Here is a 25,184-nt window from a genome sequence, read left to right on the forward strand (position 1 = left end):
AGTCCCGCGCCTTCCGCCGAACTCGACGCCGTCCCTGGTAGACACGGTGCATGGCCTCGTTGCAAACCCCCGACCCCGACTCCGGCTGGCTGTCCGACGAGGAACTCGCCAACGCGCGTCGTCGACTCCCCATCTGCTACGTCGAGGCGATCCCCGTCCGTACCGACGGGCTCGGCGTCGTGACCGAGGTCGGAGTGCTGCTGCGTGTGGCCCCGAGCGGCTCGATCGTCCGCACCCTGGTGTCCGGTCGCGTGATGTTCGGCGAGTCCATCCGCACGGCGCTCTTCCGTCACCTCGAGAAGGACCTCGGCCCGATGGCGTTCCCGCAGCTGCCGTCGAGCCCGACGCCGTTCACCGTGGCCGAGTACTTCCCGCTGCCCGGCGCCTCGGTCTACACCGACGAGCGACAGCACGCGATCTCGCTGGCCTACGTCGTCCCGGTCACCGGCACGTGCGAGCCCCGGCAGGACGCCCTCGAGCTCACCTGGATGACCCCGATGGAAGCCGCGTCCGACGGCGTCGCCGACGACATGGAGGGTGGCCGCGGCGCCCTGCTGCGCGCGGGCCTCGCGTCGGTCGGCGCGCTCATGTAGCGACCGGCTCGGTTCCCGAACACGACGGAGCCCCCCCCGAACACGACGAAGCCCCCGGATCCGATCGGATCCGGGGGCTTCGCAGCGCGGTGCTTGACCGGCTTGTTACTTCGTGTCGCGGTCGCTCTTGAGGCTGTCGGCGACGCCCGAAGCGGCGTCCTTGACGTTCGTACCCGCCTGCTTGGTGTCGGCCTTGACCTGATCGGTCTTGCCCTCAGCCTTGAGGTGGTCGTTGTCCGTCGCGTTCCCGACGGCCTCCTTGACCTTGCCTGCCGCCTTCTCAGCGGCGTTCTTGATGTCTTCGATCCCAGCCATAGGCACTCCTTCCAACAGCGGACGTTTCCCCGTCAACCGCTTGCGCGGCATCCGGTGAAGGAGAACCTACGCCTTGGGGGCGTCCGCTTCGCAGGCGCCCCCAAGGTTGTCCCCCGCTGGTCAGCGCGGGCCGGGTCGACAGGTCAGTGGCGGTCGGCAGCGCCGGCCGGACGGGAGGCACGGCGCGACGAGCCACGACGGCCCCCGCCCGACTCCTGGCCGGCTCCACGACCCGCGGCGTAGCCACCGTCCGAGGACCAGACGGCAGAGGACCCACCGCGCACGGTGTCGCTGCCGGCGCGGCGGCTGCCGCCGGTGCGGCGACCACCCGTCGAGCCCGCGCCCGCGGCGGCGGAGCGCCCGGTGCCCTCGGACCGTGCGCCGCGAGCCGGACGGCCCTGACGGCCCCCGGCCGAACCGGCGGACTCGGAAGCCGAGCCGGAGCGCGCGGGCTGACCCGAGCCTCCCGGACGGCCGCCGCGACCACGACGACCACGGTCACCGGCGGAATCGGCGGAGCGCTGCTTCGGCTGACGCTGCTGCTGCGCGGGCTGGTCCTCGGTGACGTGGCGGATCGGGGCGACCTCACCGACGAGCGTGGTGACCGCCGGGGAGGTCGCGGTGACCTGCTGCGGGGTGACCTTGATCGCGGCGGCACGCATCATCTGTGCGACGTCGCGACGCTCGGCGGGCATCGTCACCGTGACGACGTCACCGGAGGAACCGGCACGGGCGGTGCGGCCCGAGCGGTGCAGGTACGCCTTGTGCTCGGTGGGCGGGTCGACGTGCACGACGAGCTCGACGTTGTCGACGTGCACACCACGGGCGGCGACGTCGGTGGCGACGAGGACGAGGGCCTCGCCGGACGAGAACTTCGCCAGGTTCCGCTCACGGGCGCCCTGCGACAGGTTGCCCTGCAGGTCGACGGCCGGGATCCCCTGGCTGCTGAGCTGCTTGGCGAGGCGCTTGGCGTGGTGCTTGGTGCGCATGAAGAGGATGCGGCGACCGTTGCCCGAGGCGAGGGTGCTCACGAGGTGCTTCTTCGCGTCGGCGTCGGCGACCTCGAACAGGTGGTGGGTCATCGCCTCGACGGGGCTGTTCGCCTCGTCGACGGAGTGCATCACCGGGTTGTGCAGGAACTTCTTGACGAGCTTGTCCACGCCGTTGTCGAGCGTGGCGGAGAACAGCAGACGCTGCCCCTGCTCGGGCGTCGCCTGCATGATCTTGGTCACGCCGGGCAGGAAGCCCATGTCGGCCATGTGGTCGGCCTCGTCGAGGACGGTCACCTCGATGTCACCGAGGTTGACGTGGCCCTGCTGCATGAGGTCGGCGAGGCGACCCGGGCACGCCACGACGACGTCCACGCCGCCGCGCAGGGCGTCGACCTGACGGCCCTGTCCGACGCCACCGAAGATGGTCGTGGTGTTGAGGCCCATGGCCTTGGCGAGCGGGGCGAGGGCGACGTCGATCTGGGTCGCGAGCTCACGGGTCGGGGCGAGCACCAGGGCGCGGGGGCGGCCGGCGCGGCGCTTGCGGCCACTGGCGGCGAGGCGGGCGACGAGCGGGATCGCGAAGGCGATCGTCTTGCCGGAGCCGGTGCGGCCACGGCCGAGGACGTCCTTGCCCTGCAGGGAGTCGGGGAGCGTGTCCTCCTGGATCGGGAACGCGGTCTCCTTGCCCTGGTCGGCGAGGACGGCGACCATCGGCGCGGGGACGCCCAGGTCGGAGAAACGGAGGTCATTGGTGGTCATGGTGACCTTTCGAGCCGGATGAGACCGGCTGTGGGCGCGCTCTGAGGCAGCGCGCGGGCGGGATGCGCGCCAACAGAGGTGGCTGGCGCAGTCGCCGCAGCAGAGAAGCCTGGGCACCTTCGGGAGGTGCTCGATCATCGACCAGAGGATCAGTGGAACGTGGTCGGGAGTTCGGGGCGTCCGTACGACGCACGAGACGATCGGCGTCTCGAGTACCACCAGCATAGCGTGTGCACCCCGCAGAACCCAGGACCGGTCCGTTCGCCGTGCGCATGCGAGGATTCCCAGGTGCGCACGCGAACCGTCCTGATCACCACCGCGATGGCCCTGGTGGCCGTCCTCGGCACGGCCGGTTGCGCCGAGGCTGCTCCGACCAGCGCTGCGGCGAGCTACCGCAACCTGCCGACCTCGGGGCGCCCCGACTACCAGCTCGGCGGCTCCTACACGCCGCCGTCCGGTGTGACGATCGTCGAGCGGGACAGCACCGCGAAGCCCGCGAAGGGCAAGTACGACATCTGCTACGTCAACGGGTTCCAGACGCAGCCCGAGTCCGCCCGCACGTGGACGGGGTCGTACCCGTCGGCGATCCTGCGCGACCGGGCCGGCAAGCCGGTGTCCGACCCGGGTTGGCCGGACGAGATGCTCCTCGACACCCGGACGGCCGCGAAGCGCGCGCTCATCACGAAGGTGCTCGCGAAGTCCATCGCCCGCTGCGGCGACCGCGGGCTCGACGCGGTCGAGTTCGACAACCTCGACTCGTGGACCCGGAGCGGGAAGCGGCTCACGCGCGCCGGCAACCTCGCGCTGGCGAAGTCACTCGTCGACACCGGGCACCGCCACGGCCTGGCCGTCGGGCAGAAGAACACGCCGCAGCTCGGGGCCTCCGGCCGGAAGCAGACCGGGTTCGACTTCGTCGTCGCCGAGGAGTGCGTGCAGTACCGGGAGTGCTCGGCGTACACGAAGGCCTACGGCAAGCGGGTCATCGACATCGAGTACGCGGACACCCTCGAGCGCTCGTGGGGCTCGGTCTGCAAGCTGAAGAGCCGCCCGGCGATGACGATCCTGCGCGACCGCGACCTGGTCACGCCGACCGACGACGCCTACGTCTTCGAGCACTGCTGAGCGCGGGTTCCTTCCCAGAACGCCCGCGATGGGAAGTCGAATCGGGCGTACCGGGCCGGAACTTCCGACCAGGTACGCCCGAAAGCACCAGGTACGCCCCAGAGCCCCGGTGCCTACGCGGGCCAGGCGTCCTTGAGCGCGGTGGCCGCCTGGTCCGCCGACAGACCAGCCGCGCGGGCAGCGGCTGCCAGCACGCGTGCCGCATCAGCCACGGCGTCCGGCACCTCGGCCGGCCGCACCACCCGGGTGCCGGCACCACGCGCGGTGTGCACGAGCCCGGCCTCCTCGAGCAGCTGGTAGGCCTTCGCGACCGTGCCGGCCGCCAGCCCGAGCTCGTCGGCCAGCCCCCGCACGCTCGGCAGTCGTTCGCCGTCGACGAGGTACCCCGCGCCGATCTGTGCCGCGATCTGCGAGCGGACCTGCTCGAAGGGCGGCACGCGTCCGCCGGCGTCGAGTGCGACCAGTCCTGCCATGCGTTCCACCCTAGAAGTCGTACTGCTCGCCGACCGGGATCGGCACCGGCACGGTGTTGCCGGGAGGCGCGAGCGGGCACGCCCACGCCGGGTCGTACGCGCACGACGGGTTGTACGCGAAGTTGAAGTCCAGCACGAGCGAGTCGGCGTCGTCGCCGCCCAGGTCCGAGCCCTTGATGGTGTCGAGCAGGTAGCGTCCGCCGCCGTACGTGCCGCGGGCCTTGCCGGCGCTGGAGTCCTTCACGGGGACGAACAGCCCGCCCGCGTAGCCGCCGTGCGACCAGACGTCGAGCGTGCCGACGCCCGGGACCGTCACGACGCCGAGGCGGTCGAAGTGCACGGTGCCGTCGGTGCCGGTCTCGTAGTCGAACTCGGCGGGCTCGGCGGGTTCGATGCGCACCTGGAATCGCCAGGCGGGGTCGTAGTCCGGCACGGGCAGCGACTCGAAGTCGCGGGCGTCCTCGTCCAGGAGCGGCGACGCGGGGTGCTCCGCGAACATCGCGTCGCGGGTCTCCCGCCACAGCGCGTGCGCCGTCTGGGGATCCGGCGTCGCACGGACACGGCGGTACAGGTCGAACGTCATGCGCCGCCAGTCCACGGTCGCCAGCGTGCTGCGCACACGGTCGTCGGTCGTCGGCTCCTGGGGGCGCGTCTGGCTCACGTGGTCGAGGCTACGCCCGCTCCGCGGTGGACGGGAGGCCCGACTCGCCTCGGTCAGGCAGCATGCGTCCGCCAGGTGGGCGCGAGCGCACGCATCCGGTACGCCCGCCACTGCCAGATGACCCACATCCCCGGCCACAGCAGTGCGCCGAGGGGCCACGGCCGCATCCGGTAGGTCAGGCGGTCGATGAGCAGCGTCCGGTCGCCGGGAGCCGGCACGACCGCCATCCGGTGGCGCATCGTCATGCGGCCGAACAGCCCGCTCGTACCGCCGCCGTTGTCACGCTGCACGGGGACGCCGTCGATCTCGTACAGGTCGAGGTCGACGTGCGTGTCGCCGCTCGGCACGAGGCCGAACGCACTCGCGGTGATCGGGTGCGGGTGCCCCGGTTCCCACCGCTCCGGGAACCCCTCGGGGCTGCGCGAGCGGTACACCAGGAACGGCTTCGTCACCGCGACCATCACGGACGGGGACAGCAGGGCATCGCGCACGGCGTCGACCGGCGCATCGAGGACGATCCGGATACCGACGTGCATGCCCAGGACCCTACGCGCGGCGGCCGTGACCAGTACCCGGTGAATGTGAAATACGAGTATGTCAATCTGGGAGGCATGCGTTCCGTTCACTCTCGTCTGCCCCTGCTCCTCGCTCCTGCCGCCCTCCTCGTCCTCGCCGGGTGCGCCACCGACTCGGCGTCGGTCGTCCCCGCACACGACGAGGGCGCGGTGTGGTCCTACGACGGCGCGAGCGGGCCGGCGCACTGGGGGGAACTGGCGGACGACGACGCGCTGTGCGGAACGGGTGTCCGGCAGTCCCCGATCGACCTGCCCGAGGCGGACGACGGCCCGGAGCTCGACCTCGTCGGATCGGGCCCGGTGCGGGGAGCGACGGCGGACAACGGGCACACCGTGCAGTTCACCGCCGACGACGGCGCCTCGACCACCATCGACGGAGACGCGCTGGACCTGGTGCAGATGCACTTCCACGCCGGCTCCGAGCACACCGTCGACGGCGACCGCTTCGCCGCCGAGTTCCACTTCGTGCACGCGGACGACCGCGGAGCCCTGACGGTCGTCGGGGTCCTCGCCGAGCGGGGCGCGCACAACCCCGCGTACGACAGCTACGTCGCCGGCGCCACGGCCGGAACCGGTCGGGAGAGCACCGTCGACGTCGAGGCGATGCTGCCGGACGATCGCTCCTTCGTGACCTACGACGGTTCGCTCACCACGCCGCCCTGCACCGAGGGAGTGCGGTGGATCGTGTTCGAGGACCCGATCGAACTCGGCGCCGACCAGCTCGCCGCCCTCGAGGCCGTACACGACCACAACGCCCGGCCGGTCCAGCCGCTCGGGGACCGGATCGTGCGCGACCGGCTCTGACGGTCAGGCGTGTCGGGCGGACCGGCGGCGGGACCCCTCGGCGCGGTCGTGCCGCCGGAGCCGCTCGGCCAGGGACAGCCGGACCGCCGGCCACTCCGAGGCGATGATCGAGAACACCACGGTGTCGCGGAGCGTGCCGTCGCGACCGATCGAGTGGTTCCGCAGCACGCCGTCCTGCTTCGCGCCCAGACCGGCGATCGCGGCGCGGGACTGGTGGTTGTGCCAGTGCGTGCGGAACTCCACCGCGATGCACTGCCAGGCCTCGAACGCATGGGACAGCATCAGCAGCTTCGCCTCGGTGTTGATGCCCGATCGCTGCGCCGACTTCGCCAGGAACGTGCTGCCGATCTCGACGTGCCGGTTGCCCGCGTCGATGTTCATGAAGGTCGTCGAGCCCACCACACGGCCGGTCGGACGGTCACGCACCGCGAAGGGCACCATGCGGCCGGCCTCGTGCTCGGCGAGGCGTCGGTCGATCTCGTCCTCGACCTGGGCCGGCGCGGGGACCGAGGTGTACCAGGTGCGCCACAGATCGCCGTCCGTCACCGCTGCCCGCAGGTCGTCCGCGTGCTCCTGCGCGAGGGGCTCGAGCGTCACACGGTCGCCGGTCAGGGTGGGCGCGGGGGCGATCTCCATGGAAGTGCATCCTACGGTCGTCGACCATGGTGGAGCCTGTCGGGACGGCCACCCTGTGGAGAGGGACAGCATCGTCCGGGCGGCTATCGTGACGGACGTGGCAGAACGCACCCAGGAGCAGTACCAGGTCCGGTTCGCGTGGGGCACCGGTGGTGCGGCACGCATCGTCCACGGCGCACACCTCGTCGTCTGGGTGGACGTCCTGCCGGCCTCGCCGGACGCGGCGGCGCAGCGCCGCGCGCTGCGGAACGCGACCGCCCAGCTGCCGGACGGTCCGGAGGTCGTGCTCGGCCACCTCGGCAACGCGAGTGCGATCGCGGAACGGGTGACGGGCCTCCAGGCCGATCGTGGCGACCGGTGCGTCGTCGCGGTCGTCGCCGCCGGGCTGCACCATCCCGGAGCGCTGGACGACGCGGCCGAGGCCGCGGGCGAGACCGTCGACGTGCCCGACGCACCCGACTTCGCCGTCGAGGACCTGCTCGCCGCCGGCGCCGTCGTCGACGCGCTCGCCGCGGTCGGGATCGACCACACCTCACCGGAGGCCGCCGCGGCCTGCGCGGCGTACACCGGGCTCCGGCGCGCGGTGAAGCACCTGGTCACGGCCTCCGAGAGCGCGGCCGTCCTCGGTCGCGAGCCGGTGCACGCGGCGCTCGCCGTCGGACCGGAACTGGTCGTCCTGCGGGAATCGCGGGGCCGGGCGTAGCGTTCGGGCGGACAGGGACCGGAGCGCCGTCCAGGCCGTCCGGCACCAGCGAGCGAAGGAGCAACGCATGAAGGCAGTCGTCGGCGACACGGTGATCGCGGAGGCCCCGGAAGAGGACCTCATCAAGATCGAGGGCAACTGGTACTTCCCGCCGTCGAGCGTGAAGTCCGAGCTGTTCACCGAGAGCCCCACCCAGTACCACTGCCCGTGGAAGGGCGACACCCAGTACTTCACGGTGAACGTGGACGGACAGGCGCTGCAGGACCGCGCGTGGTCCTACCCGACGCCGATCCCGTCGTCGTTCGACCGCGTCGGCAAGGACTACTCGGGCTACGTCGCGTTCTGGAAGGACGTCACGGTCGTCGAGTGACGACGGACGTCGTGCCGCGCACCGCGTCGCCGCTCACTGCGTCACCGTGAGCACGATCAGCGCGACGTTGAGCGCCACGATGACCGCCGCGATCACCCACGCCACCACGCGGGTGGTCGCGGCGTTCACGTCCGTGCCCATGATGCTGCGGCGCGACGTGTAGACGACCAACGGGACGATCGCGAAGGCGATCCCGAAGCTCAGCACCACCTGGCTCACCACCAGCAGCATCGTCGCGTCGGCACCGATCGCGAGCAGCACGATCGCCGGCACCAGGGTGATCACGCGCCGTGCCACGAGCGGGATCCGGACGTGCAGCAGCCCCTTCATGATCTCGGCGCCGGCCATGCAGCCGACCGAGGTCGAGGCCAGCCCCGACGCCAGCAACCCCACCGCGAACAGCACCCCGACGACGGGCCCGACGTGGTCGGCGATCGCCCGCTGGGCACCGGGGATCGAGTCGGTGTCGGCGACGCCGGGCAGGGTCGCCGCGGCCAGGACGAGCATGCAGATGTTCACGCCGCCGGCGACCACCAGCGCGAGACCGACGTCCCACCGGGTCGCGACGAGCACGCGGCGGCGCTCGGGGCCGGCGGGGACGTCGCCGTGCCGGTCGCGGGCCAGCGCGGAGTGCAGGTAGACCGCGTGCGGCATGACCGTCGCGCCGAGCATCGACGCCGCGAGCATCACCGACTCGGAGCCCTCGAACCGCGGCACCAGGCCGCTGACGAGCTCGGCGGGGGAGACCTGCGCGAAGAGCAGCCCGGCGCAGAAGCCGACGGTCAGGATCGCGAGCATCGCCGTGACGACGGCTTCGAAGGTGCGGGTCCCGCGGCGGCTGTGCAGGGTCAGCAGGAGCATCGAGACCACGCCCGTGATGAGCCCACCGGCGACGAGCGGCAGGCCGAAGAGCAGGTGCAGGGCGAGTGCGCCGCCGATCACCTCGGCGATGTCGGTCGCCGCCGCGACGATCTCGGCCTGCCCCCAGAACAGCAGCCTCGGGGTGCGACGCATCCGCAGGCCGAGGTGCTCCGGCAGGGACTTGCCCGTGACGACGCCGAGCTTGGCGGACAGGCACTGCACGACGACCGCGCTCGCGTTCGCGGCGACCAGGACCCAGAGGAGCAGGTAGCCGTACTTCGCCCCGGCGGTGAGGTTGGCCGCCACGTTGCCGGGGTCGACGTAGGCGATGGCCGCGACGAACGCCGGGCCGAGCAGGGTGAGGCCGGCGGCGCGGCGCCTCGGGGTACCCGTGGGTTCCTCGGTGGTCCTGGCTGCGGCGGTGTCGGTCACGGGACCCAGCATGCCAGAGAATTCGGCACACCGAATCTTTTTCTTCGCGATGCCTTTTCGACTGGCTGGAGGGTGGTTCAGACCGCCGCGCGCCGAGCGCGGTGCGCACGGACCTTGGCGCGGTTCCCGCAGCGCTGCATCGAGCACCAGCGGCGTGTCCCGCCCCGCGAGGAGTCGTAGAAGACCAGCGCGCAGTCGTCCGCCGAGCAGCGGCTCAGACGCGTCGGACGGCCGTCGGCCTCGACGTCGTCGAAGCCGACCTCGGTGAACAGCGCGACGGCGTCGCGCGCGACGCTGGACAGTGCCTGGGCCAGGCGGACGCGGTTCGCTCCGGCACGTCGTCGGCCACCCGGGAGGCTCGGGGGCACGTCCGGCAGGGCGGCGAACAGGTTGACGGTGTCGATGTCGTCGGGCGCGGGGCGCGTGCGGCCGGTCCCGGCACGCAGGCCCGCCGCGACGGCGGTGCGCTCGGCCGCGGTGGTCGCCGGGCCGGGGGCTGCGGCGACGGCGAGTCGGGCGATCGCCGCGCGGAGCGCGCGGGCGTCCTGCAGCTCGCGCGCGCTCGCCCCGACGTCGATCGGTTCGGTGTGGTCGCTGAGCCACTCGTCCAGGTCCGCCGGGCTCGCGAGCAGCTCACCGAGCTGCGATCGGGGACGCCGGCCGTCCGGGTCGTCGGCGAACCCACCGGTGTGCGCGAAGTCCAGGGCGATCCGACCGGCGTCGAAGAACCAGGTGGATCCGGCGTCCGTGCGGATGTGCTGCCCCGTGTGCATCCGTCCAGGCTAACGGGTTACCGGCGCGCCTCCGCGCGCGGACGGACTCATGCGGTAGTCGAGGCCACCGTCGACGGGGTGTCAGCGTCGCTCCGGCGCCGCCAGACGATGGCGTTGCGGGGATCGAACCGGCGGGAGCACCGGGCACAGGCGAGCTGGCGGGTGGGCGTCCGGTAGCGGAAGTGCTCGTGTCCGGCGGGGCAGGTCCCGATCCACGGTGCGAGCTCGCTGGCGATCGGGCCGTCGTGCAGCCGCGAACCCGTGTACCCGATGGCGGACGCGGTCCGCTTCCACTTCGGGCCGTGGCCCGCACGTGCTCCGGCGAGGGCGTGCGCGACCTCGTGCAGCAGGACCTGCTCGACGTCGTCGTCCGAGAACCGTGTCGCCAGGTGCCGGCTGACGGTGATGCGCTTCCGGGCGAAGTCGCACTGTCCTGCGCGGGTCTTCGCGTGGTCGAACCCGAAGGCCCACGAGCCCGCGCCGAGGTGTTCGGTGATGAGTGCCTCGGCTCGGGAACGGACCGTCTCGAGTGCGGTCACTGGTCGGCGCGGGGGTCGGCCTGGCCCTTCTTGGCTGCCCGCGCGGCGATCCGTCCCCAGATGTCGTCGGCCTCGGTGCGCGCGGCGTCCGGCGCCCCGAGCACCCGGCGGCGGATCGGCGGGACCTGCTTGACCGGCTCGGCGACGCGCATGGTCGGTTCGTCGTCCTCGGCACGGCGGGCGGCGACCTCGCGGGCCGTCCGCGGCTTGTCGGCGGGTTCGGCGGGGTGCGTGATCGAGGCACGCATCGCCGCCTCGACCGCGGTGCGCAGCGCGTCGGTGCGCTCGGACGGGGCACCGGCCTGGCGGAACGCCTGGTAGGCGCGGGACAGTGCGGCGCGGGCATCTTCGAAGCGGTCGTTCTCGAACAGTGACCACCCCTCGATCTCGGCGGCGGCACCCTCGAGCTCCGGCCACTCCTCGGTCGCGGCGGTGTCGCGGGCCAGAGCGGCCTCGGTCGCGGCACGGTCGTGGCGACCGAGGTCGTGCAGGATGTGCGCGCGCCGGATCCGGGCGGCGACCTTGTCCTGGCGCTCGCCCGTGAACATCGCGAGGCGGAAGACCTCCTCCGCGACGACGAGGGACTCGTCGAGACGGCCGAGCAGGCGGAGGAGTTCGGCGCGTTCCGCGAGCGCCTCGGTGCTGCGGCTCTGACCGAGGTCGCGCAGACGCTGGTGCACGGCGTCGACGTCGACCGCCGGCCGCAGGCTGATGGGCGCGAAGGTGCTGCCCGGGCTGACCCCGGCCGTCACGGGAGCCGCGTGGCGCGGTTCACGGGACGGGTCGGACGGGTCGGGCTGCTGACGGTCGTCGGGCGGGAGGGACATCGGTTCGAGGGTAGCCGCGCTCTGCCGGGAGCGGCCGGTGCGACGCGCTCAGGCTTCGCGCCGGTGGACGGAGAACGGCCCGCCGTGCCGGAGCACGACGGGCCGTTCCGGACCGGCTCGGCGGATCAGGACATCCCGCTCGCCGCGACCGCAGCGACGCCGACCGCCACGACGAAGACGATGAGCGCGACGACGGCGAGGACGATGGCGAAGACGCCCCAACCGCGGCCACGCTTGGTGACGGCAGCGATGATGCCCTGCACGATCGCCCACAGGCCGAGGGCCGTGCCCAGGTAGAACATGAGGGACCCGGTGATGACGTTCGACGAGGTCATCAGCTCGGTGATCTGCGCGTCGCTCGGCGTCGCTCCGCTGTTCTGCATCGAGTCGCGGAAGGCGTCGGAAGCGCCGAACGACTGCCCGAACAGGTACCCGCCGATGGCTCCCACGACCAGGGCGGCGAGGCCGACCACGAACGCGATCACGCCGACGGTCTTCTTCTTGGCCTTCGGTTCCTCGTAGCTCTGCCACGCGGGCGAACCGGAGCTCGCGGGCGCCGCGGCGTACGGCTGCTGGCCGTACTGCTGCTGCTGCTGCCCGTACTGGTCCTGCTGCTGCCCGTACTGCTGCTGCTGCCCGTACTGGTTCTGCTGCTCGCCGTACTGCGGGGCGGACTGCCCGTACTGCGGCGTCGGGTCGCTCCGCTCGCCGTACCGCGGTGCGTCGGCGGCGGGCTGCTGCTGCGGGGCTTCGCCCCAGCTCGGCGCCTGGCCGTCGCCCGTCCGGTCCTGGTTGCTCCGGTCGTCGTTCGTCATCAGGGGATCCCATCGCTCGGTCGCGCACCTGCGCGGTCGTTCAGACCATCCTGACAGCCGCACCCGCCGAGTGCCCGGGAACGGCCTGGCGCGCCTCCCCGTCGCCACCGCGGGGTCAGGCGCCGAACACGCTCCGGTTCGGCTCCGGTGACGCCACGGCCGTCGCGTCGGTGACGATCGGCGCCCCGGCGATGAACGCCCGCAGCTCGGCCCCGTGCACGACCTTCGCCGGCATCGGGTCCGACGAGTACCGCCGCGGCATCTCGGCGATCGGCAGGTCGGTCGGCGAGCCGAGCAGCACGATGTTCCCGAACCGACGCCCCTTGAGCATGCCGGTGTCCGCCACCGCTGCGACCGACGGCAGTACGGCCTGCAGCGTCGACGCCTGCCCCCGTGCGAACGCGAGACCAGCGCCGTCGGCCACGTTCACCGCGACGATGCCGGTCGGCGACAGGAACGCGGCGACCTCGCGGTAGAACTCGATGCTCGTCACGTGCGCCGGGATCTGCGAGCCGCCGAAGACGTCCACCACCGCCAGGTCCACCGTGCCGCGCAGCCCGGAGGGGAGCTTGCCGAGCACCTCGCGCGCGTCGCCGTACCGCACCCGGATCGACGCACCGCGGGGGAACGGCAGGACCTCGCGGACGTGGTCCACCAGGTCGCGCTCGAGCTCGATGACCTGCTGGCGCGAGCCCGGCCGGGTCACCGCGACGTACCGGGGGAGCGTCAGGGCACCGGCGCCGAGGTGCAGCGCCGTGACCGGGCCGGACGGCAGCAGGTCGATGGCGTGCCCGATCCGCCGGATGTACTCGAACGCCAGGTGGGTCGGGTCCTCGAGGTCGACGTGCGACTGCGGCGTGCCGTCCACCACGAGCGTGAAGGACCCGGGGCGGTGCCGGTCCGGCTCGACCACCGAGTAGCCCGCACCGATCCGGAACCCGTCGAACGCATCAGCCATGCGGTCAATCGAACACCACCCGACCGGCACCGCGATCACCACCCGGGCCCCCACCCCTGGTTGGTGTGCCCGCGGACGCACCGGAACGAGGCTGGATCCATCGGTCGGGGACGTCCCGCCGGGTCACCTCGAAAGGCACACCATGTCGGTCCAGCTCCTCGTCAACGTCCTGATCGGCGTCGCCCTCGTCGGCTTCCTCGGGTACCGCCAGGCCACCTGGCAGTACCTCGACCCGGCGCGCATCTGGCGTACGCCGATGATCATGGCGATCGTCGGTGTGGTGGTCCTGGCGCAGTCGGGGGCGACGATCACCACGACCGACGTCGTGTTCCTCGGCATCGAGGCCCTGATCACGATCGGTGTGGGCCTGACGATGGGCACCATCACCCGGTTCCGCACGGTCGCCACCCCGGACAGCAAGGGTCGGACGATCCAGTCCCGCACGGGGTGGCTCGGTGCGTCGCTCTGGATCGTGCTCATCGCCGTGCGCGTCGGCCTCGATGTGCTCGGCGGCCACCTCGGTGCGCACCTGCTCACCTCGACCGGCGCGATCCTGCTCGTGCTCGCCCTGAACCGCGCCGCCCGCGCCGTCGTCATCGACCAGCGCATCCCGCGCGGAGACCGCGGAGACCGGACCGCCAGCCGCCGCACCACCCGCGGCATGATGGTCCGGTGACCCTGCTGAGCGGACAGGACCCGACCGACCTCCCCGGGGGTCGGTCCCGTTCGGCAACCGCCTGGGGACTCAACGCCCTCGGCATCGTGATCGTCGGGTTCTGGTTCGTGAAGAACGGACTCGAGCTGCAGCCGCCCGCGTGGGTGTGGGTGCTCGGCGCGGTGGCGCTCGCCGCGTGGGCGCTCCGCGAGTTCGGCCGGACGCCGCAGCTGCTCGTCGTCGCGGGCGTGGTGATGATCGTCGCCGGCTCCCTGACCGTGGTGGCGACGGACTCGCTCATGATCGTCCCCGTGATCGTCGGGATCGTCCTGCTCGGCGCGAACCTCCGGGTGCCGGTCTGGCTCGCGGCGGTGGCGGCGGTGGGGGCGATGGTGGTCATCGCCGTCTGCGCGACGATCGAGCACGCCTCGGTCCAGTTCGTCCTCGGCACGAGCGGCGGGCTGCTGCTCGGCGTGCTCATCGGGTTCAGCCGCCGGCAGTTCCGGGTCGCGGCGCAGCGCGCGCGGCAGGCCGAGCAGGACCAGCAGCGGGCACAGCTCCTCGCCGATCGGTCCCGGGCCTCGCGGGACATCCACGACGTCCTCGCGCACTCGCTCGGCGGTCTCGTGCTGCAGCTCGACGCGGTCGAGGCCCTGCTCGAGGCCGGCCGGGTCGACGACGCGACGAAGCGTGCCGGCGAGGCCAGGACCCTGGCGGCGGACGGCCTCGCCGAGGCCCGCCGAGCCGTGCACGCCCTCCGCGACGACGCGGACGCCGAGCCCGGTGCCACCCCGGACGGGGCCGCGACCCCGGACCGGGCCGCCCCCGACCCGACCACGACCGCGGACCGCGCCACCACCCCGGGCCGGACCACGGCCCCGGACACGGCCACGCGGACCACCGGAGCCGACGTGCCGGACGCGAGCCGCGCCTCCCGGCCGTCCACCGACCAGGTGCCGGACCACACCGACCAGACCGACCGCACCGACCACGTGCCGGACCGCACCGACCTGACCGCCCTGGTCGCCGCTCACCGCTCGTTCGGCGGCACCATCGTGGTGCAGGGCGACGCGACCCTGGCCGCACTCGACGAGGCGCACCGCGCCGCCGTCGTCCAGGTCGTCCGCGAGGCCCTCAGCAACGCCCGTAGGCACGCCCCCGGCCGCCCCGTGTCACTGTCCGTCGTCCGCGACGGCGACGCCGTGGACGTCGTCGTGGCCAACCCGCTCACCGGCGGCGGCCAGGGGCTGCTCGGGATGCGCGAGCGCGTCGAGGAGCTCGGCAGCGGTGCGACGGTCGAAGCGGAGCGGTCCGACGACGAGTTCGTCGTCGCGCTGCACCTGCCGGTGGACCGGGTGGCCGAGCACGAGGTGGACGCCTCGTGACCATCCGTGTCCTCGTCGTCGACGACCAGGCGATCGTCCGCGACGGCCTGGTGACGGTGCTGTCGCTCGTGCCGGACCTGCAGGTGACGGGTGAGGCCGCCGACGGTGCCGAGGCGATCGCAGCGGTGGACCGTGACGCTCCCGACGTCGTGCTGATGGACCTCCGCATGCCGGGCACCGACGGGCCGACGGCGACCGCGCGCATCGTGGCCGACCACCCGCAGGTGGCGGTGCTCGTGCTGACGACCTACGCGGACGACGAGTCGATCGTGACCGCGCTCCGGGCCGGTGCGCGCGGGTACCTGACGAAGGACGCCGGACGGACCGAGATCGCGACGGCGATCCGGGCGGTCGCGTCGGGGCAGTCGACGTTCGACGCGACGGTGGGGGCGCGGCTGGTGGCGCAGCTCGCCGGCGGCGGGGCGACGGGGCCCACACCCGCTGTGCCGGCGCTGCGTGACCGGTTCCCGGACCTGACCCCGCGCGAGGCCGACGTGCTCGAGCGCATCGCGGCCGGCCGGACGAACCCGCAGATCGCGGCGGAGTTGTTCCTGACGGTGCCGACGGTGAAGTCGTACGTGAACCAGGTGTTCGCGAAGCTCGGGGTCACCACCCGCGCCGAGGCGGTCGCGCGCGTCCTGCGCTGACCGGTCCTGGCCGGTACGTGAATGCGTACACATGGACGGCCAGCGGACGCCAAGACTCGTTCCGTACTGTTCATCCGGTCGTCACGCGGGACCGCGTCGATGCGTGCAGTGCCCCACACCTCGCGCGTCCGCCCTCCCGACGTGACCACGACGTGCCGTCGAGCGCCCCCACCGCTCGAGCGTGCGCGCCGTCGGCACGCGTCCGCGTGCCCCTTCCGGTCACCCGCGCGCGCTGGCCGTGATCACATCGCACCCGTCATGTAAAATACGGGATGCAACACTCCGCCGAGCCGCAGGAGACCCGACATGACCGCTGACACGATGAGCGTGCCCACCGCACGCCCGGCCGCACCGACGACCCGCGACACCACGCGCACGACCGCGAGCCGGACGACGCGGGTGCCCCGCGCCTCCCGTCCGGCCCACGCCGACCACGAGGCGGCGCCCACCTGGATGCGTGTCGTCGGCGCGGTCCTGCTCCTCGGTGGCCTCGGCCTGACCGCGGCGGTGACCGCCTGGCCCGGCGACGCACCGGAGACCGCGCTCATCGTTCCGGCGTTGGTCGCCGTCGTGGCGGGCGTGCTGCTGCTGCTCGCACGAGCCGGGTTCGCTGTCACCGACACGCACGTCACGCTGCACTTCCGGCCGCTGCCGCCACGGCGCATCGCACGTCGGCGCATCGCCGACGTCCGACTCGTGGAGGCGGACGCCCGCACCTACGGCGGCGTCGGCCTGCGGATCGGTCGCGGTGTGCGCGCCCTGATCCTCACCCCCGGACTCGGGATCGAGCTCACCGACGACCGTGGTCGCGTCACCTTCGTGCGCACCCGTCGACCCGAGGACGCCTTCCGTGCGCTGGCGGGGCGGCAGGTCCAGCCGGGAGGCGCGGCGCACGTCGAGCGCGAGCGCCTCGGCTGAGCGCACGGCCGGGTCCACTGCGCAGGCCGGGTGCGCAGGCCCGTTGCGGGCCGTTGCGGGCCGTCGCGGGCCGGGCGCGGGCCGTTGCGGGCCGGGCGCGGGCCGGGAATTCCGCGGGCACGGAGCGGCTTATACACGCCACTGCCGAATCTGGTCAAGCCAGGACTGGACAGCACGACTCGGCGCGAACTATGATGGCAGTTCGCGCTCCCTGGCATCCGTGTCGTCATATTGCGGTCGACGCAGAGTTCTGAGTTGGACAAGCTCAACTCGCCCTGGTGCAGCCGGACCCGTATATGGCGGCGGGTCCCGCTCACGGAGATCATCCCACACGTGCACCGACGTTCCGCGTCAGGCACGCGTCGGCGTGGTCGCAGGGCAAGAACTCGCGGGGATCGCCGAGCGATCATCTACTCACCTACATGCTGCTCGTCAGTATCGGCCCGACGGGGCCTACGGAGGTCACACCCTTGGCTGCTGCGCCCAACGCATCCACCAACCCCAAGAACGGTCGCAACCACTCGCGACTCTCGTTCGCCAAGATCACGGACACCCTCACGGTTCCTGATCTGCTCGCACTCCAGACGGAGAGCTTCGACTGGCTCGTCGGCAACGACGTCTGGAAGGCCCGTCTCGCAGAGGGACAGGAGCAGGGTCGCACCGACCTCGCCCTGCACTCCGGGTTGGAGGAGATCTTCGAGGAGATCTCCCCGATCGAGGACCTCGGCGAGACCATGCAGCTCTCGTTCACGGCGCCCGAGCTCGAGGACCCCAAGTACTCGATCGACGACTGCAAGGAGCGCGGCAAGACCTACGCCGCTCCGCTGTACGTCAACGCCGAGTTCATGAACCACATGACGGGTGAGATCAAGACGCAGACGGTGTTCATGGGCGACTTCCCGCTCATGACCGAACGCGGCACGTTCATCATCAACGGCACCGAGCGCGTCGTCGTGTCGCAGCTCGTCCGTTCGCCCGGCGTGTACTTCGAGCGCCAGCAGGAGAAGACGTCCGACAAGGACATCTACTCCGCTCGCGTCATCCCCTCGCGTGGTGCGTGGCTCGAGTTCGAGATCGACAAGCGCGACCAGGTGGGCGTGCGCATCGACCGCAAGCGCAAGCAGTCGGTCACGGTCTTCCTCAAGGCGCTGGGTCTGACCAGCGAGGAGATCATGGAGGAGTTCCAGGGCTTCGCCTCGATCGAGTCGACCCTCGAGAAGGACGCCATCCTCACGAAGGAAGAGGCGCTCAAGGACATCTACCGCAAGCTGCGCCCGGGCGAGCAGGTCGCTGCCGAGGCCGCGCGTGCGCTGCTCGACAACTTCTACTTCAACTCGAAGCGCTACGACCTGGCGAAGGTGGGCCGTTACAAGGTCAACCGCAAGCTCGGGATCGACGCCCCGCTGTCCGACTCGGTGCTGACCGTCAAGGACATCGTCGCGACGATCAAGTACCTCGTGTCCCTGCACGCCGAGAAGACCACGCTGAACGGCGTGCGTGACGGCGAGCCGGTGCAGCTGCGCCTCGACGTGGACGACATCGACCACTTCGGCAACCGTCGCATCCGCGCCGTCGGCGAGCTCATCCAGAACCAGGTCCGCACGGGTCTGTCCCGCATGGAGCGCGTCGTCCGCGAGCGCATGACCACGCAGGACATCGAGGCGATCACGCCCCAGACGCTCATCAACGTGCGTCCGGTCGTCGCCGCGATCAAGGAGTTCTTCGGAACGTCCCAGCTGTCGCAGTTCATGGACCAGAACAACCCGCTCGCGGGCCTGACGCACAAGCGTCGTCTCTCGGCCCTCGGCCCGGGTGGTCTGTCCCGTGAGCGTGCCGGCGTCGAGGTCCGTGACGTCCACCCGTCGCACTACGGCCGCATGTGCCCGATCGAGACCCCGGAAGGCCCGAACATCGGCCTGATCGGTTCGCTCGCGTCGTTCGGTCGGATCAACTCGTTCGGCTTCATCGAGACCCCGTACCGTCGCGTCGTCAACGGCGAGGTCACGAAGACCATCGACTACCTGACCGCCTCGGAAGAGGACGAGTTCGTCGTCGCGCAGGCCAACGCGCCGCTGACCGACTCGTTCCACTTCGCCGACGACAAGGTCCTCGTCCGCAAGAAGGGTGGCGAGGTCGAACTCGTCGCCAAGGGCGAAGTCGACTACATGGACGTCTCGCCGCGCCAGATGGTGTCGGTCGCGACCTCGCTCATCCCGTTCCTCGAGCACGACGACGCGAACCGCGCCCTCATGGGTGCGAACATGCAGCGTCAGGCCGTCCCGCTGCTCCGTTCCGAGTCGCCGCTCGTCGGTACCGGCATGGAGGGCTACACCGCGATCGACGCCGGTGACGTCGTCACCGCCGACAAGGCCGGTGTCGTCTCCGAGGTCTCGGCAGACGCCGTGACCCTGCAGCTCGACGAGGGTGGCACGCAGACCTTCTACCTGCGCAAGTTCGACCGCTCCAACCAGGGCACGAGCTACAACCACCGCGTGGTCGTCTCGGCCGGCGAGCGTGTGGAGCAGGGCGAGGTCATCGCCGACGGTCCCGCGACGGAGAACGGCGAGCTCGCGCTCGGCAAGAACCTCCTCGTCGCGTTCATGCCGTGGGAGGGCTACAACTACGAGGACGCGATGATCCTGTCGCAGAACCTCATCAAGGACGACACGCTCTCCTCGATCCACATCGAGGAGTACGAGGTCGACGCCCGCGACACGAAGCTCGGCAAGGAGGAGATCACCCGTGACCTCCCCAACGTCAGCCCGGACCTGCTGGCCGACCTCGACGAGCGTGGCATCATCCGCATCGGTGCCGAGGTCCGCCCCGGCGACATCCTGGTCGGCAAGGTCACGCCGAAGGGCGAGACCGAGCTCTCCGCTGAAGAGCGCCTCCTCCGCGCCATCTTCAACGAGAAGTCGCGCGAAGTCCGCGACACCTCGCTGAAGGTGCCCCACGGTGAAGAGGGCACGATCATCGGCGTCAAGGTGTTCGACTCGCAGGACGGCGACGACGAACTCGGCTCTGGTGTCAACCAGCGCGTGGTCGTCTACATCGCCCAGAAGCGCAAGATCACCGCGGGTGACAAGCTCGCCGGTCGTCACGGCAACAAGGGCGTCATCTCGACCATCCTCCCGGTCGAGGACATGCCCTTCCTCGCCGACGGCACCCCGGTCGACATCGTCCTGAACCCGCTCGGCGTCCCCGGCCGCATGAACTTCGGCCAGGTCCTCGAGATCCACCTCGGTTGGCTCGCCAAGCAGGGCTGGAACGTCGAGGGCATCCAGGAGTGGGCATCGGCCCTCCCCGAGGCAGCGCACAGCGCCGCTCCGGGCACGAAGGTCGCCACCCCGGTGTTCGACGGTGCGTACGAGCGCGAGATCGAGGGCCTCCTCGACTCGACCCTCCCGAACCGCGACGGCGAGCGCCTGATCGGCTCGTCCGGCAAGGCGCAGCTCTTCGACGGTCGCTCCGGCGAGCCGTTCCCCGAGCCCGTCTCGGTCGGCTACATGTACATCCTCAAGCTGCACCACCTGGTCGACGACAAGATCCACGCTCGTTCGACGGGTCCGTACTCGATGATCACGCAGCAGCCGCTGGGTGGTAAGGCGCAGTTCGGTGGCCAGCGATTCGGTGAGATGGAGGTGTGGGCGCTCGAGGCGTACGGCGCCGCTTACGCCCTCCAGGAGCTCCTGACGATCAAGTCCGACGACATCCTCGGCCGCGTGAAGGTCTACGAGGCGATCGTCAAGGGCGAGAACATCCAGGAACCCGGCATCCCCGAGTCCTTCAAGGTCCTCATGAAGGAGATGCAGTCGCTCTGCCTGAACGTCGAGGTCCTCTCGGCCGACGGCCAGGCGGTCAGCCTGCGCGACAACGATGACGAGGTCTTCCGCGCTGCGGAGGAGCTGGGCATCAACATCTCCTCGCGGTTCGAGTCGTCGTCCGTCGACGACATCTGATCCCGCCCGTACATCGAAGCCTGAATCAAGCAAGAGAGAAGAACATTGCTCGAAGCAACTTCCTTTGACGCCATTCGGATCGGCCTCGCGACCGCCGAGGACATCCGTCAGTGGTCGTACGGCGAGGTCAAGAAGCCGGAGACCATCAACTACCGCACCCTGAAGCCCGAGAAGGACGGTCTGTTCGGCGAACAGATCTTCGGTCCTTCCCGCGACTGGGAGTGCGCCTGCGGCAAGTACAAGCGTGTCCGGTTCAAGGGCATCGTCTGCGAGCGCTGCGGCGTCGAGGTCACCAAGTCCTCGGTCCGTCGTGAGCGCATGGGCCACATCGAGCTCGCTGCCCCCGTCACGCACATCTGGTACTTCAAGGGCGTCCCGTCGCGCCTCGGGTACCTCCTCGACATGGCGCCGAAGGACCTCGAGAAGGTCATCTACTTCGCGGCGTACATGATCATCGACATCGATGAAGAGGGCCGTCACGCGGACATGCCGGGCCTCGAGAACGAGATGCGTCTCGAGATCAAGACCCTCGAGGGCCAGCGCGACTCGATCATCGCCGACCGCCTCAAGAAGCTCGAGGACGACCTCGCAGCCCTTGAGGAAGAGGGTGCGAAGGCCGACGTCAAGCGCCGCACCAAGGACACCGCCGAGAAGGAGATGTCCCAGGTCCGCAAGTCGTTCGACGAGGACATCACCCGTCTCGAGCGTGTGTGGGAGGACTTCCGCAACCTCAAGGTGGGCGACCTCAAGCCCGAGGACGCCGTCTTCCACGAGCTCCAGGACCGGTTCGGGATCTACTTCGACGCCTACATGGGCGCCGAGGCGATCAAGCTCCGGCTCGAGGCGTTCGACCTGGCTGCCGAGGCCGAGGCGCTGCGTCTGCAGATCGCCGAGGGCAAGGGCCAGAAGAAGATCCGTGCGATCAAGCGTCTGCGCGTCGTCAGCTCCTTCCTCGCCACCGGCAACTCGCCGGCAGCGATGGTGCTCGGCGTCGTGCCGGTCATCCCGCCGGAACTGCGCCCGATGGTGCAGCTCGACGGTGGCCGTTTCGCCACGTCGGACCTCAACGACCTCTACCGTCGTGTGATCAACCGCAACAACCGTCTCCGCCGCCTGCTCGACCTCGGTGCCCCCGAGATCATCGTGAACAACGAGAAGCGCATGCTGCAGGAAGCCGTTGACGCGCTGTTCGACAACGGTCGTCGTGGACGTCCGGTCACGGGTACCGGTAACCGCGCCCTGAAGTCCCTGAGCGACATGCTCAAGGGCAAGCAGGGTCGTTTCCGCCAGAACCTGCTCGGCAAGCGCGTCGACTACTCGGGCCGTTCGGTCATCATCGTCGGCCCGCAGCTGAAGCTGCACCAGTGTGGTCTGCCCAAGCAGATGGCGCTCGAGCTCTTCAAGCCGTTCGTGATCAAGCGCCTGATCGACCTGTCGCACGCGCAGAACATCAAGTCGGCCAAGCGCATGGTCGAGCGTTCGCGTCCGCAGGTGTGGGACGTGCTCGAGGAGATCATCCGCGAGCGCCCCGTGCTGCTGAACCGTGCGCCGACGCTGCACCGTCTGGGCATCCAGGCGTTCGAACCGCAGCTCGTCGAGGGCAAGGCCATCCAGCTCCACCCGCTCGTGTGTGCTGCGTTCAACGCGGACTTCGACGGTGACCAGATGGCCGTGCACCTGCCGCTGTCGGTGGAGGCCCAGGCCGAGGCCCGCATCCTGATGCTCGCCTCGAACAACATCCTGAAGCCGTCCGACGGCCGCCCGGTGACCCTGCCCGCACAGGACATGATCATCGGTCTGCACCACCTGACGACCGTCCGCGAGGGCGCCGTCGGTGAGGGCCGTGCGTTCTCCTCGGTCGCCGAGGCGATCCTGGCCAACGACCAGCACACGCTGCACCTCAACGCCATGGCGAAGATCCGCATGACGGGTGTCCACTTCGCCGAGGGTGAAGCTCCCGAGGGCTACGAGCAGGGCGACACCGTCCTCCTCGAGACGACCCTGGGCCGTGCGCTCTTCAACGAGACCCTCCCGGCGAACTACCCGTTCGTCCAGAAGGTCACCGACAAGGGTGTGCTGTCCGCGATCGTCAACGACCTCGCCGAGCGGTACTCCAAGACCGAGACGGCCGCTGCGCTGGACCGGATCAAGGACGCCGGCTTCTACTGGGGCACGCGCTCCGGTGTGACCGTCGCCCTGTCGGACGTCGTGACGCCTCCTCGCAAGAAGGAGATCATCGCGGGCTACGAGATCCAGGCCGCCAAGGTGCAGGGCGAGTTCGACAAGGGTCTGATCACCGACTCCGAGCGTCGCGCCGACCTGATCAAGATCTGGACCGAGGCCACCAACGAGATCGCGCAGGAGATGCGGGACAACTTCCCCGTCGACAACACGATCAACCGCATGGTGTCGTCGGGTGCTCGTGGTAACTGGCTGCAGGTCCGCAACATCGCGGGTATGCGTGGTCTGGTGAACAACCCGAAGGGCGAGATCATCGCCCGCCCGATCATCAACTCGTACCGCGAGGGCCTGACCGTGGCGGAGTACTTCATCGCCACCCACGGTGCTCGCAAGGGTCTTGCCGACACCGCGCTCCGTACCGCGGACTCCGGGTACCTCACCCGTCGTCTCGTGGACGTCTCGCAGGACGTCATCATCCGCGAGGACGACTGCGGTACGACGCGTGGCCTCGAGCTGCCGATCGCGACCGTGGACGCGGACGGCAAGCTGGTCCGCGACCCGCGCGTCGAGAACACCGTGTACTCGCGCACCCTGGCCACCGAGGCCGTGGACGCCAAGGGCACGGTCGTCGCCGAGGCTCGTGAGGACGTCGGTGACGTGCTCCTCGAGAAGCTGCTGGCAGCCGGTGTCGAGAGCATCAAGGTGCGCTCGGTCCTGACCTGCGAGTCGGCCGTCGGTGTCTGCGCGAAGTGCTACGGCCGTTCGCTCGCCACCGGGAACCTGGTCGACATCGGTGAGGCAGTCGGCATCATCGCCGCGCAGTCCATCGGTGAGCCCGGTACCCAGCTGACGATGCGTACCTTCCACACGGGTGGTTCGGCCTCGGCCGACGACATCACCCAGGGTCTGCCGCGTGTCACGGAGCTCTTCGAGGCCCGTACGCCCAAGGGCGCGTCCCCGATCGCCGAGGCCCCCGGCCGCGTCGTCGTAGAGGACACGGACAAGGGTCGTCGGATCATCCTCACGCCGGACAACGGTGACGAGCCGTTCATCTACCCGGTGCTCAAGCGTGCGACGCTCCTCATCGAGGACAACCAGCACGTCGAGCTCGGCGAGCAGTTCATCGCCGGCACCGTCGACCCGAAGGAAGTCCTCCGGGTCAAGGGTGTCCGAGAGGTCCAGAAGCACCTGGTCAACGGTGTGCAGGACGTCTACGGCTCGCAGGGTGTGCCGATCCACGACAAGCACATCGAGGTCATCGTCCGTCAGATGCTCCGCAAGGTCACCGTCGTCGACCACGGCGACACCGACCTGCTGCCGGGCGAGCTCGTCGACCGGTCGCGCTACAACATGCTGAACCGTGCGGCGCTGCAGGAGGGTCGCAAGACCGCCTCGGCTCGCCAGGAGGTCATGGGCATCACGAAGGCGTCCCTCGCGACCGAGTCGTGGCTGTCCGCCGCTTCCTTCCAGGAGACCACCCGCGTGCTCACGCAGGCGGCCATGGAGGGCAAGCAGGACCACCTCGTCGGCCTCAAGGAGAACGTCATCATCGGTAAGCTCATCCCCGCCGGGACGGGCCTCAGCCGGTACCGCGACGTGGACGTGAACGCGACGGAAGAAGCGAAGGCAGAGCGGTACCCCAACCGCATCTTCGCGGACGACTCGTCGTTCTCGGACGCCGACCTGAGCTTCGTCGACTTCGACAGCTTCTCGTCGGACGACTTCACGCCGGGCACGTACAACTGAGTCTGATGTGATCCCACGAAGGCCCCGTCTCCGCAAGGAGGCGGGGCCTTCGTCGTGTCGTCACCACGTGACGGACGGGAGGCGCGGGGCGGGGCCGCCACGGGCCTCCAGTCCGTCAGGCGGGTGCGTCTAGAGCGCGCGGTCCGCGCCGTTGTCGCGTCCCGAACCGCGACCGGTCTCGTCCACGAGGGAGAACAGGCTGAGGACGTTGCCGTCGGGATCGCGGACGTCGAACCAGTTCACGGCGCCGTCGACGCACTCGACCGGTCCGATGTCGATGCCGAGTGCGCCGATGCGGGCGTGCTGCGCCCCGACGTCGTCGACGCCGAACCGGACGCTCACCGGGTTCTCCTCAGCGGAGTCGTCCTCGTAGAGCTGGATCCAGATCCCGCCGACCTCGTACTCGGCGACACCGTCCTCGGGTTCGAGGTCTGGTTCGGTGCGCTCGAAGACGGCGCCTTACCAGAGGCAGGACGCCTCGATGT

The 25,184-nt window shown here is 70.5% G+C and carries 24 protein-coding genes; 11 read left to right on the forward strand and 13 right to left on the reverse strand.

Features of this window, described 5'->3' with window-relative positions; all coding sequences use genetic code 11:
* Positions 1-50 precede the first annotated feature (50 nt).
* Positions 51-593, forward strand: a complete 543-nt coding sequence (locus tag EDF47_RS05635; RefSeq protein ID WP_111083509.1) for an NUDIX hydrolase family protein — start codon at positions 51-53, stop codon at positions 591-593.
* Positions 594-698: 105 nt separating this feature from the next.
* Here EDF47_RS05635 and EDF47_RS05640 read toward each other — a convergent pair whose 3' ends face one another.
* Complete coding sequence (locus EDF47_RS05640; protein ID WP_111083508.1) at positions 699-908, reverse strand: CsbD family protein; 210 nt, start codon at positions 906-908, stop codon at positions 699-701.
* A gap of 143 nt (positions 909-1,051) precedes the next feature.
* Positions 1,052-2,659 carry a DEAD/DEAH box helicase gene (locus tag EDF47_RS05645; protein WP_133937367.1) on the reverse strand — a complete coding sequence of 536 codons (1,608 nt, stop codon included), beginning with the start codon at positions 2,657-2,659 and terminating at the stop codon, positions 1,052-1,054.
* A 288-nt stretch (positions 2,660-2,947) separates the two neighbouring features.
* Between EDF47_RS05645 and EDF47_RS05650 the strand changes: the two genes are divergently transcribed.
* Positions 2,948-3,781 (forward strand): endo alpha-1,4 polygalactosaminidase, encoded by an 834-nt coding sequence (locus EDF47_RS05650; protein ID WP_133937365.1) that lies wholly within the window; start codon positions 2,948-2,950, stop codon positions 3,779-3,781.
* A 113-nt stretch (positions 3,782-3,894) separates the two neighbouring features.
* Here the strand turns inward: EDF47_RS05650 and EDF47_RS05655 are convergent, their stop codons facing one another.
* The 3 genes from EDF47_RS05655 to EDF47_RS05665 all read right to left on the reverse strand — a co-directional run bounded on the left by EDF47_RS05655 (position 3,895) and on the right by EDF47_RS05665 (position 5,451).
* Positions 3,895-4,254 (reverse strand): GntR family transcriptional regulator, encoded by a 360-nt coding sequence (locus EDF47_RS05655; RefSeq protein ID WP_166673191.1) that lies wholly within the window; start codon positions 4,252-4,254, stop codon positions 3,895-3,897.
* A 10-nt stretch (positions 4,255-4,264) separates the two neighbouring features.
* Positions 4,265-4,837 carry a DUF1684 domain-containing protein gene (locus EDF47_RS05660; RefSeq protein WP_123293403.1) on the reverse strand — a complete coding sequence of 191 codons (573 nt, stop codon included), beginning with the start codon at positions 4,835-4,837 and terminating at the stop codon, positions 4,265-4,267.
* 131 nt (positions 4,838-4,968) lie between these two features.
* A complete protein-coding gene (locus EDF47_RS05665; RefSeq protein ID WP_133937361.1) occupies positions 4,969-5,451 on the reverse strand; it encodes a hypothetical protein in 483 nt (160 codons plus the stop codon).
* A 75-nt stretch (positions 5,452-5,526) separates the two neighbouring features.
* Between EDF47_RS05665 and EDF47_RS05670 the strand changes: the two genes are divergently transcribed.
* A complete protein-coding gene (locus EDF47_RS05670) occupies positions 5,527-6,294 on the forward strand; it encodes a carbonic anhydrase family protein (RefSeq protein ID WP_133937359.1) in 768 nt (255 codons plus the stop codon).
* A 3-nt stretch (positions 6,295-6,297) separates the two neighbouring features.
* Here EDF47_RS05670 and EDF47_RS05675 read toward each other — a convergent pair whose 3' ends face one another.
* Positions 6,298-6,930: a GNAT family protein gene (locus EDF47_RS05675; RefSeq protein WP_123671409.1), complete on the reverse strand. Its 633-nt coding sequence runs from the start codon at positions 6,928-6,930 to the stop codon at positions 6,298-6,300.
* 97 nt (positions 6,931-7,027) lie between these two features.
* On the opposite strand from EDF47_RS05675, the gene EDF47_RS05680 reads away from it, so the two are divergent.
* Together EDF47_RS05680 and EDF47_RS05685 are read left to right on the forward strand one after the other, a co-directional pair.
* Positions 7,028-7,633 (forward strand): hypothetical protein, encoded by a 606-nt coding sequence (locus EDF47_RS05680; RefSeq protein WP_243834015.1) that lies wholly within the window; start codon positions 7,028-7,030, stop codon positions 7,631-7,633.
* A gap of 67 nt (positions 7,634-7,700) precedes the next feature.
* Positions 7,701-8,003: a DUF427 domain-containing protein gene (locus EDF47_RS05685; protein ID WP_111083501.1), complete on the forward strand. Its 303-nt coding sequence runs from the start codon at positions 7,701-7,703 to the stop codon at positions 8,001-8,003.
* A gap of 33 nt (positions 8,004-8,036) precedes the next feature.
* On the opposite strand, the gene EDF47_RS05690 is transcribed toward EDF47_RS05685, so the two are convergent.
* The 6 genes from EDF47_RS05690 to EDF47_RS05715 all read right to left on the reverse strand — a co-directional run bounded on the left by EDF47_RS05690 (position 8,037) and on the right by EDF47_RS05715 (position 13,208).
* Complete coding sequence (locus tag EDF47_RS05690; protein ID WP_208320955.1) at positions 8,037-9,296, reverse strand: Nramp family divalent metal transporter; 1,260 nt, start codon at positions 9,294-9,296, stop codon at positions 8,037-8,039.
* A gap of 77 nt (positions 9,297-9,373) precedes the next feature.
* Complete coding sequence (locus EDF47_RS05695; protein ID WP_111083499.1) at positions 9,374-10,069, reverse strand: CGNR zinc finger domain-containing protein; 696 nt, start codon at positions 10,067-10,069, stop codon at positions 9,374-9,376.
* Between the two features lie 47 nt (positions 10,070-10,116).
* A complete protein-coding gene (locus EDF47_RS05700) occupies positions 10,117-10,608 on the reverse strand; it encodes a SprT-like domain-containing protein (protein ID WP_123293099.1) in 492 nt (163 codons plus the stop codon).
* Positions 10,605-11,435, reverse strand: a complete 831-nt coding sequence (locus EDF47_RS05705; protein WP_133937355.1) for a hypothetical protein — start codon at positions 11,433-11,435, stop codon at positions 10,605-10,607. The genes EDF47_RS05700 and EDF47_RS05705 overlap by 4 nt, the downstream gene beginning before the upstream one ends.
* Positions 11,436-11,560: 125 nt before the next feature.
* Positions 11,561-12,250, reverse strand: coding sequence for a DUF4064 domain-containing protein (locus EDF47_RS05710; RefSeq protein ID WP_131877683.1), 690 nt, complete (start codon positions 12,248-12,250; stop codon positions 11,561-11,563).
* Between the two features lie 115 nt (positions 12,251-12,365).
* Positions 12,366-13,208 (reverse strand): fused MFS/spermidine synthase, encoded by an 843-nt coding sequence (locus EDF47_RS05715; RefSeq protein WP_123339452.1) that lies wholly within the window; start codon positions 13,206-13,208, stop codon positions 12,366-12,368.
* Between the two features lie 142 nt (positions 13,209-13,350).
* Here EDF47_RS05715 and EDF47_RS05720 point away from each other — a divergent pair, with 142 nt between their 5' ends.
* The 6 genes from EDF47_RS05720 to rpoC all read left to right on the forward strand — a co-directional run bounded on the left by EDF47_RS05720 (position 13,351) and on the right by rpoC (position 24,699).
* Positions 13,351-13,884, forward strand: a complete 534-nt coding sequence (locus tag EDF47_RS05720; RefSeq protein ID WP_132099144.1) for a hypothetical protein — start codon at positions 13,351-13,353, stop codon at positions 13,882-13,884.
* Entirely contained in the window at positions 13,881-15,248 is a 1,368-nt protein-coding gene (locus tag EDF47_RS05725) for a histidine kinase (RefSeq protein WP_132099143.1), read from the forward strand. Before EDF47_RS05720 ends, EDF47_RS05725 begins: the two co-directional genes overlap by 4 nt.
* On the forward strand, positions 15,245-15,895 hold the full coding sequence (locus EDF47_RS05730) for a response regulator transcription factor (protein WP_132099142.1): 651 nt from the start codon (positions 15,245-15,247) through the stop codon (positions 15,893-15,895). Before EDF47_RS05725 ends, EDF47_RS05730 begins: the two co-directional genes overlap by 4 nt.
* 306 nt (positions 15,896-16,201) lie before the next feature.
* Positions 16,202-16,813, forward strand: a complete 612-nt coding sequence (locus tag EDF47_RS05735; RefSeq protein ID WP_132099141.1) for a hypothetical protein — start codon at positions 16,202-16,204, stop codon at positions 16,811-16,813.
* 470 nt (positions 16,814-17,283) lie between these two features.
* On the forward strand, positions 17,284-20,772 hold the full coding sequence (gene rpoB, locus EDF47_RS05740; RefSeq protein ID WP_111083490.1) for a DNA-directed RNA polymerase subunit beta: 3,489 nt from the start codon (positions 17,284-17,286) through the stop codon (positions 20,770-20,772).
* Between the two features lie 45 nt (positions 20,773-20,817).
* Complete coding sequence (rpoC, locus tag EDF47_RS05745) at positions 20,818-24,699, forward strand: DNA-directed RNA polymerase subunit beta' (RefSeq protein WP_111083489.1); 3,882 nt, start codon at positions 20,818-20,820, stop codon at positions 24,697-24,699.
* Between the two features lie 129 nt (positions 24,700-24,828).
* Here the strand turns inward: rpoC and EDF47_RS05750 are convergent, their stop codons facing one another.
* Complete coding sequence (locus EDF47_RS05750; protein WP_123311701.1) at positions 24,829-25,041, reverse strand: hypothetical protein; 213 nt, start codon at positions 25,039-25,041, stop codon at positions 24,829-24,831.
* Positions 25,042-25,184: the final 143 nt, after the last annotated feature.

It is taken from the genome of Curtobacterium sp. PhB190 (assembly GCF_004365385.1).
GTDB lineage: Bacteria > Actinomycetota > Actinomycetes > Actinomycetales > Microbacteriaceae > Curtobacterium.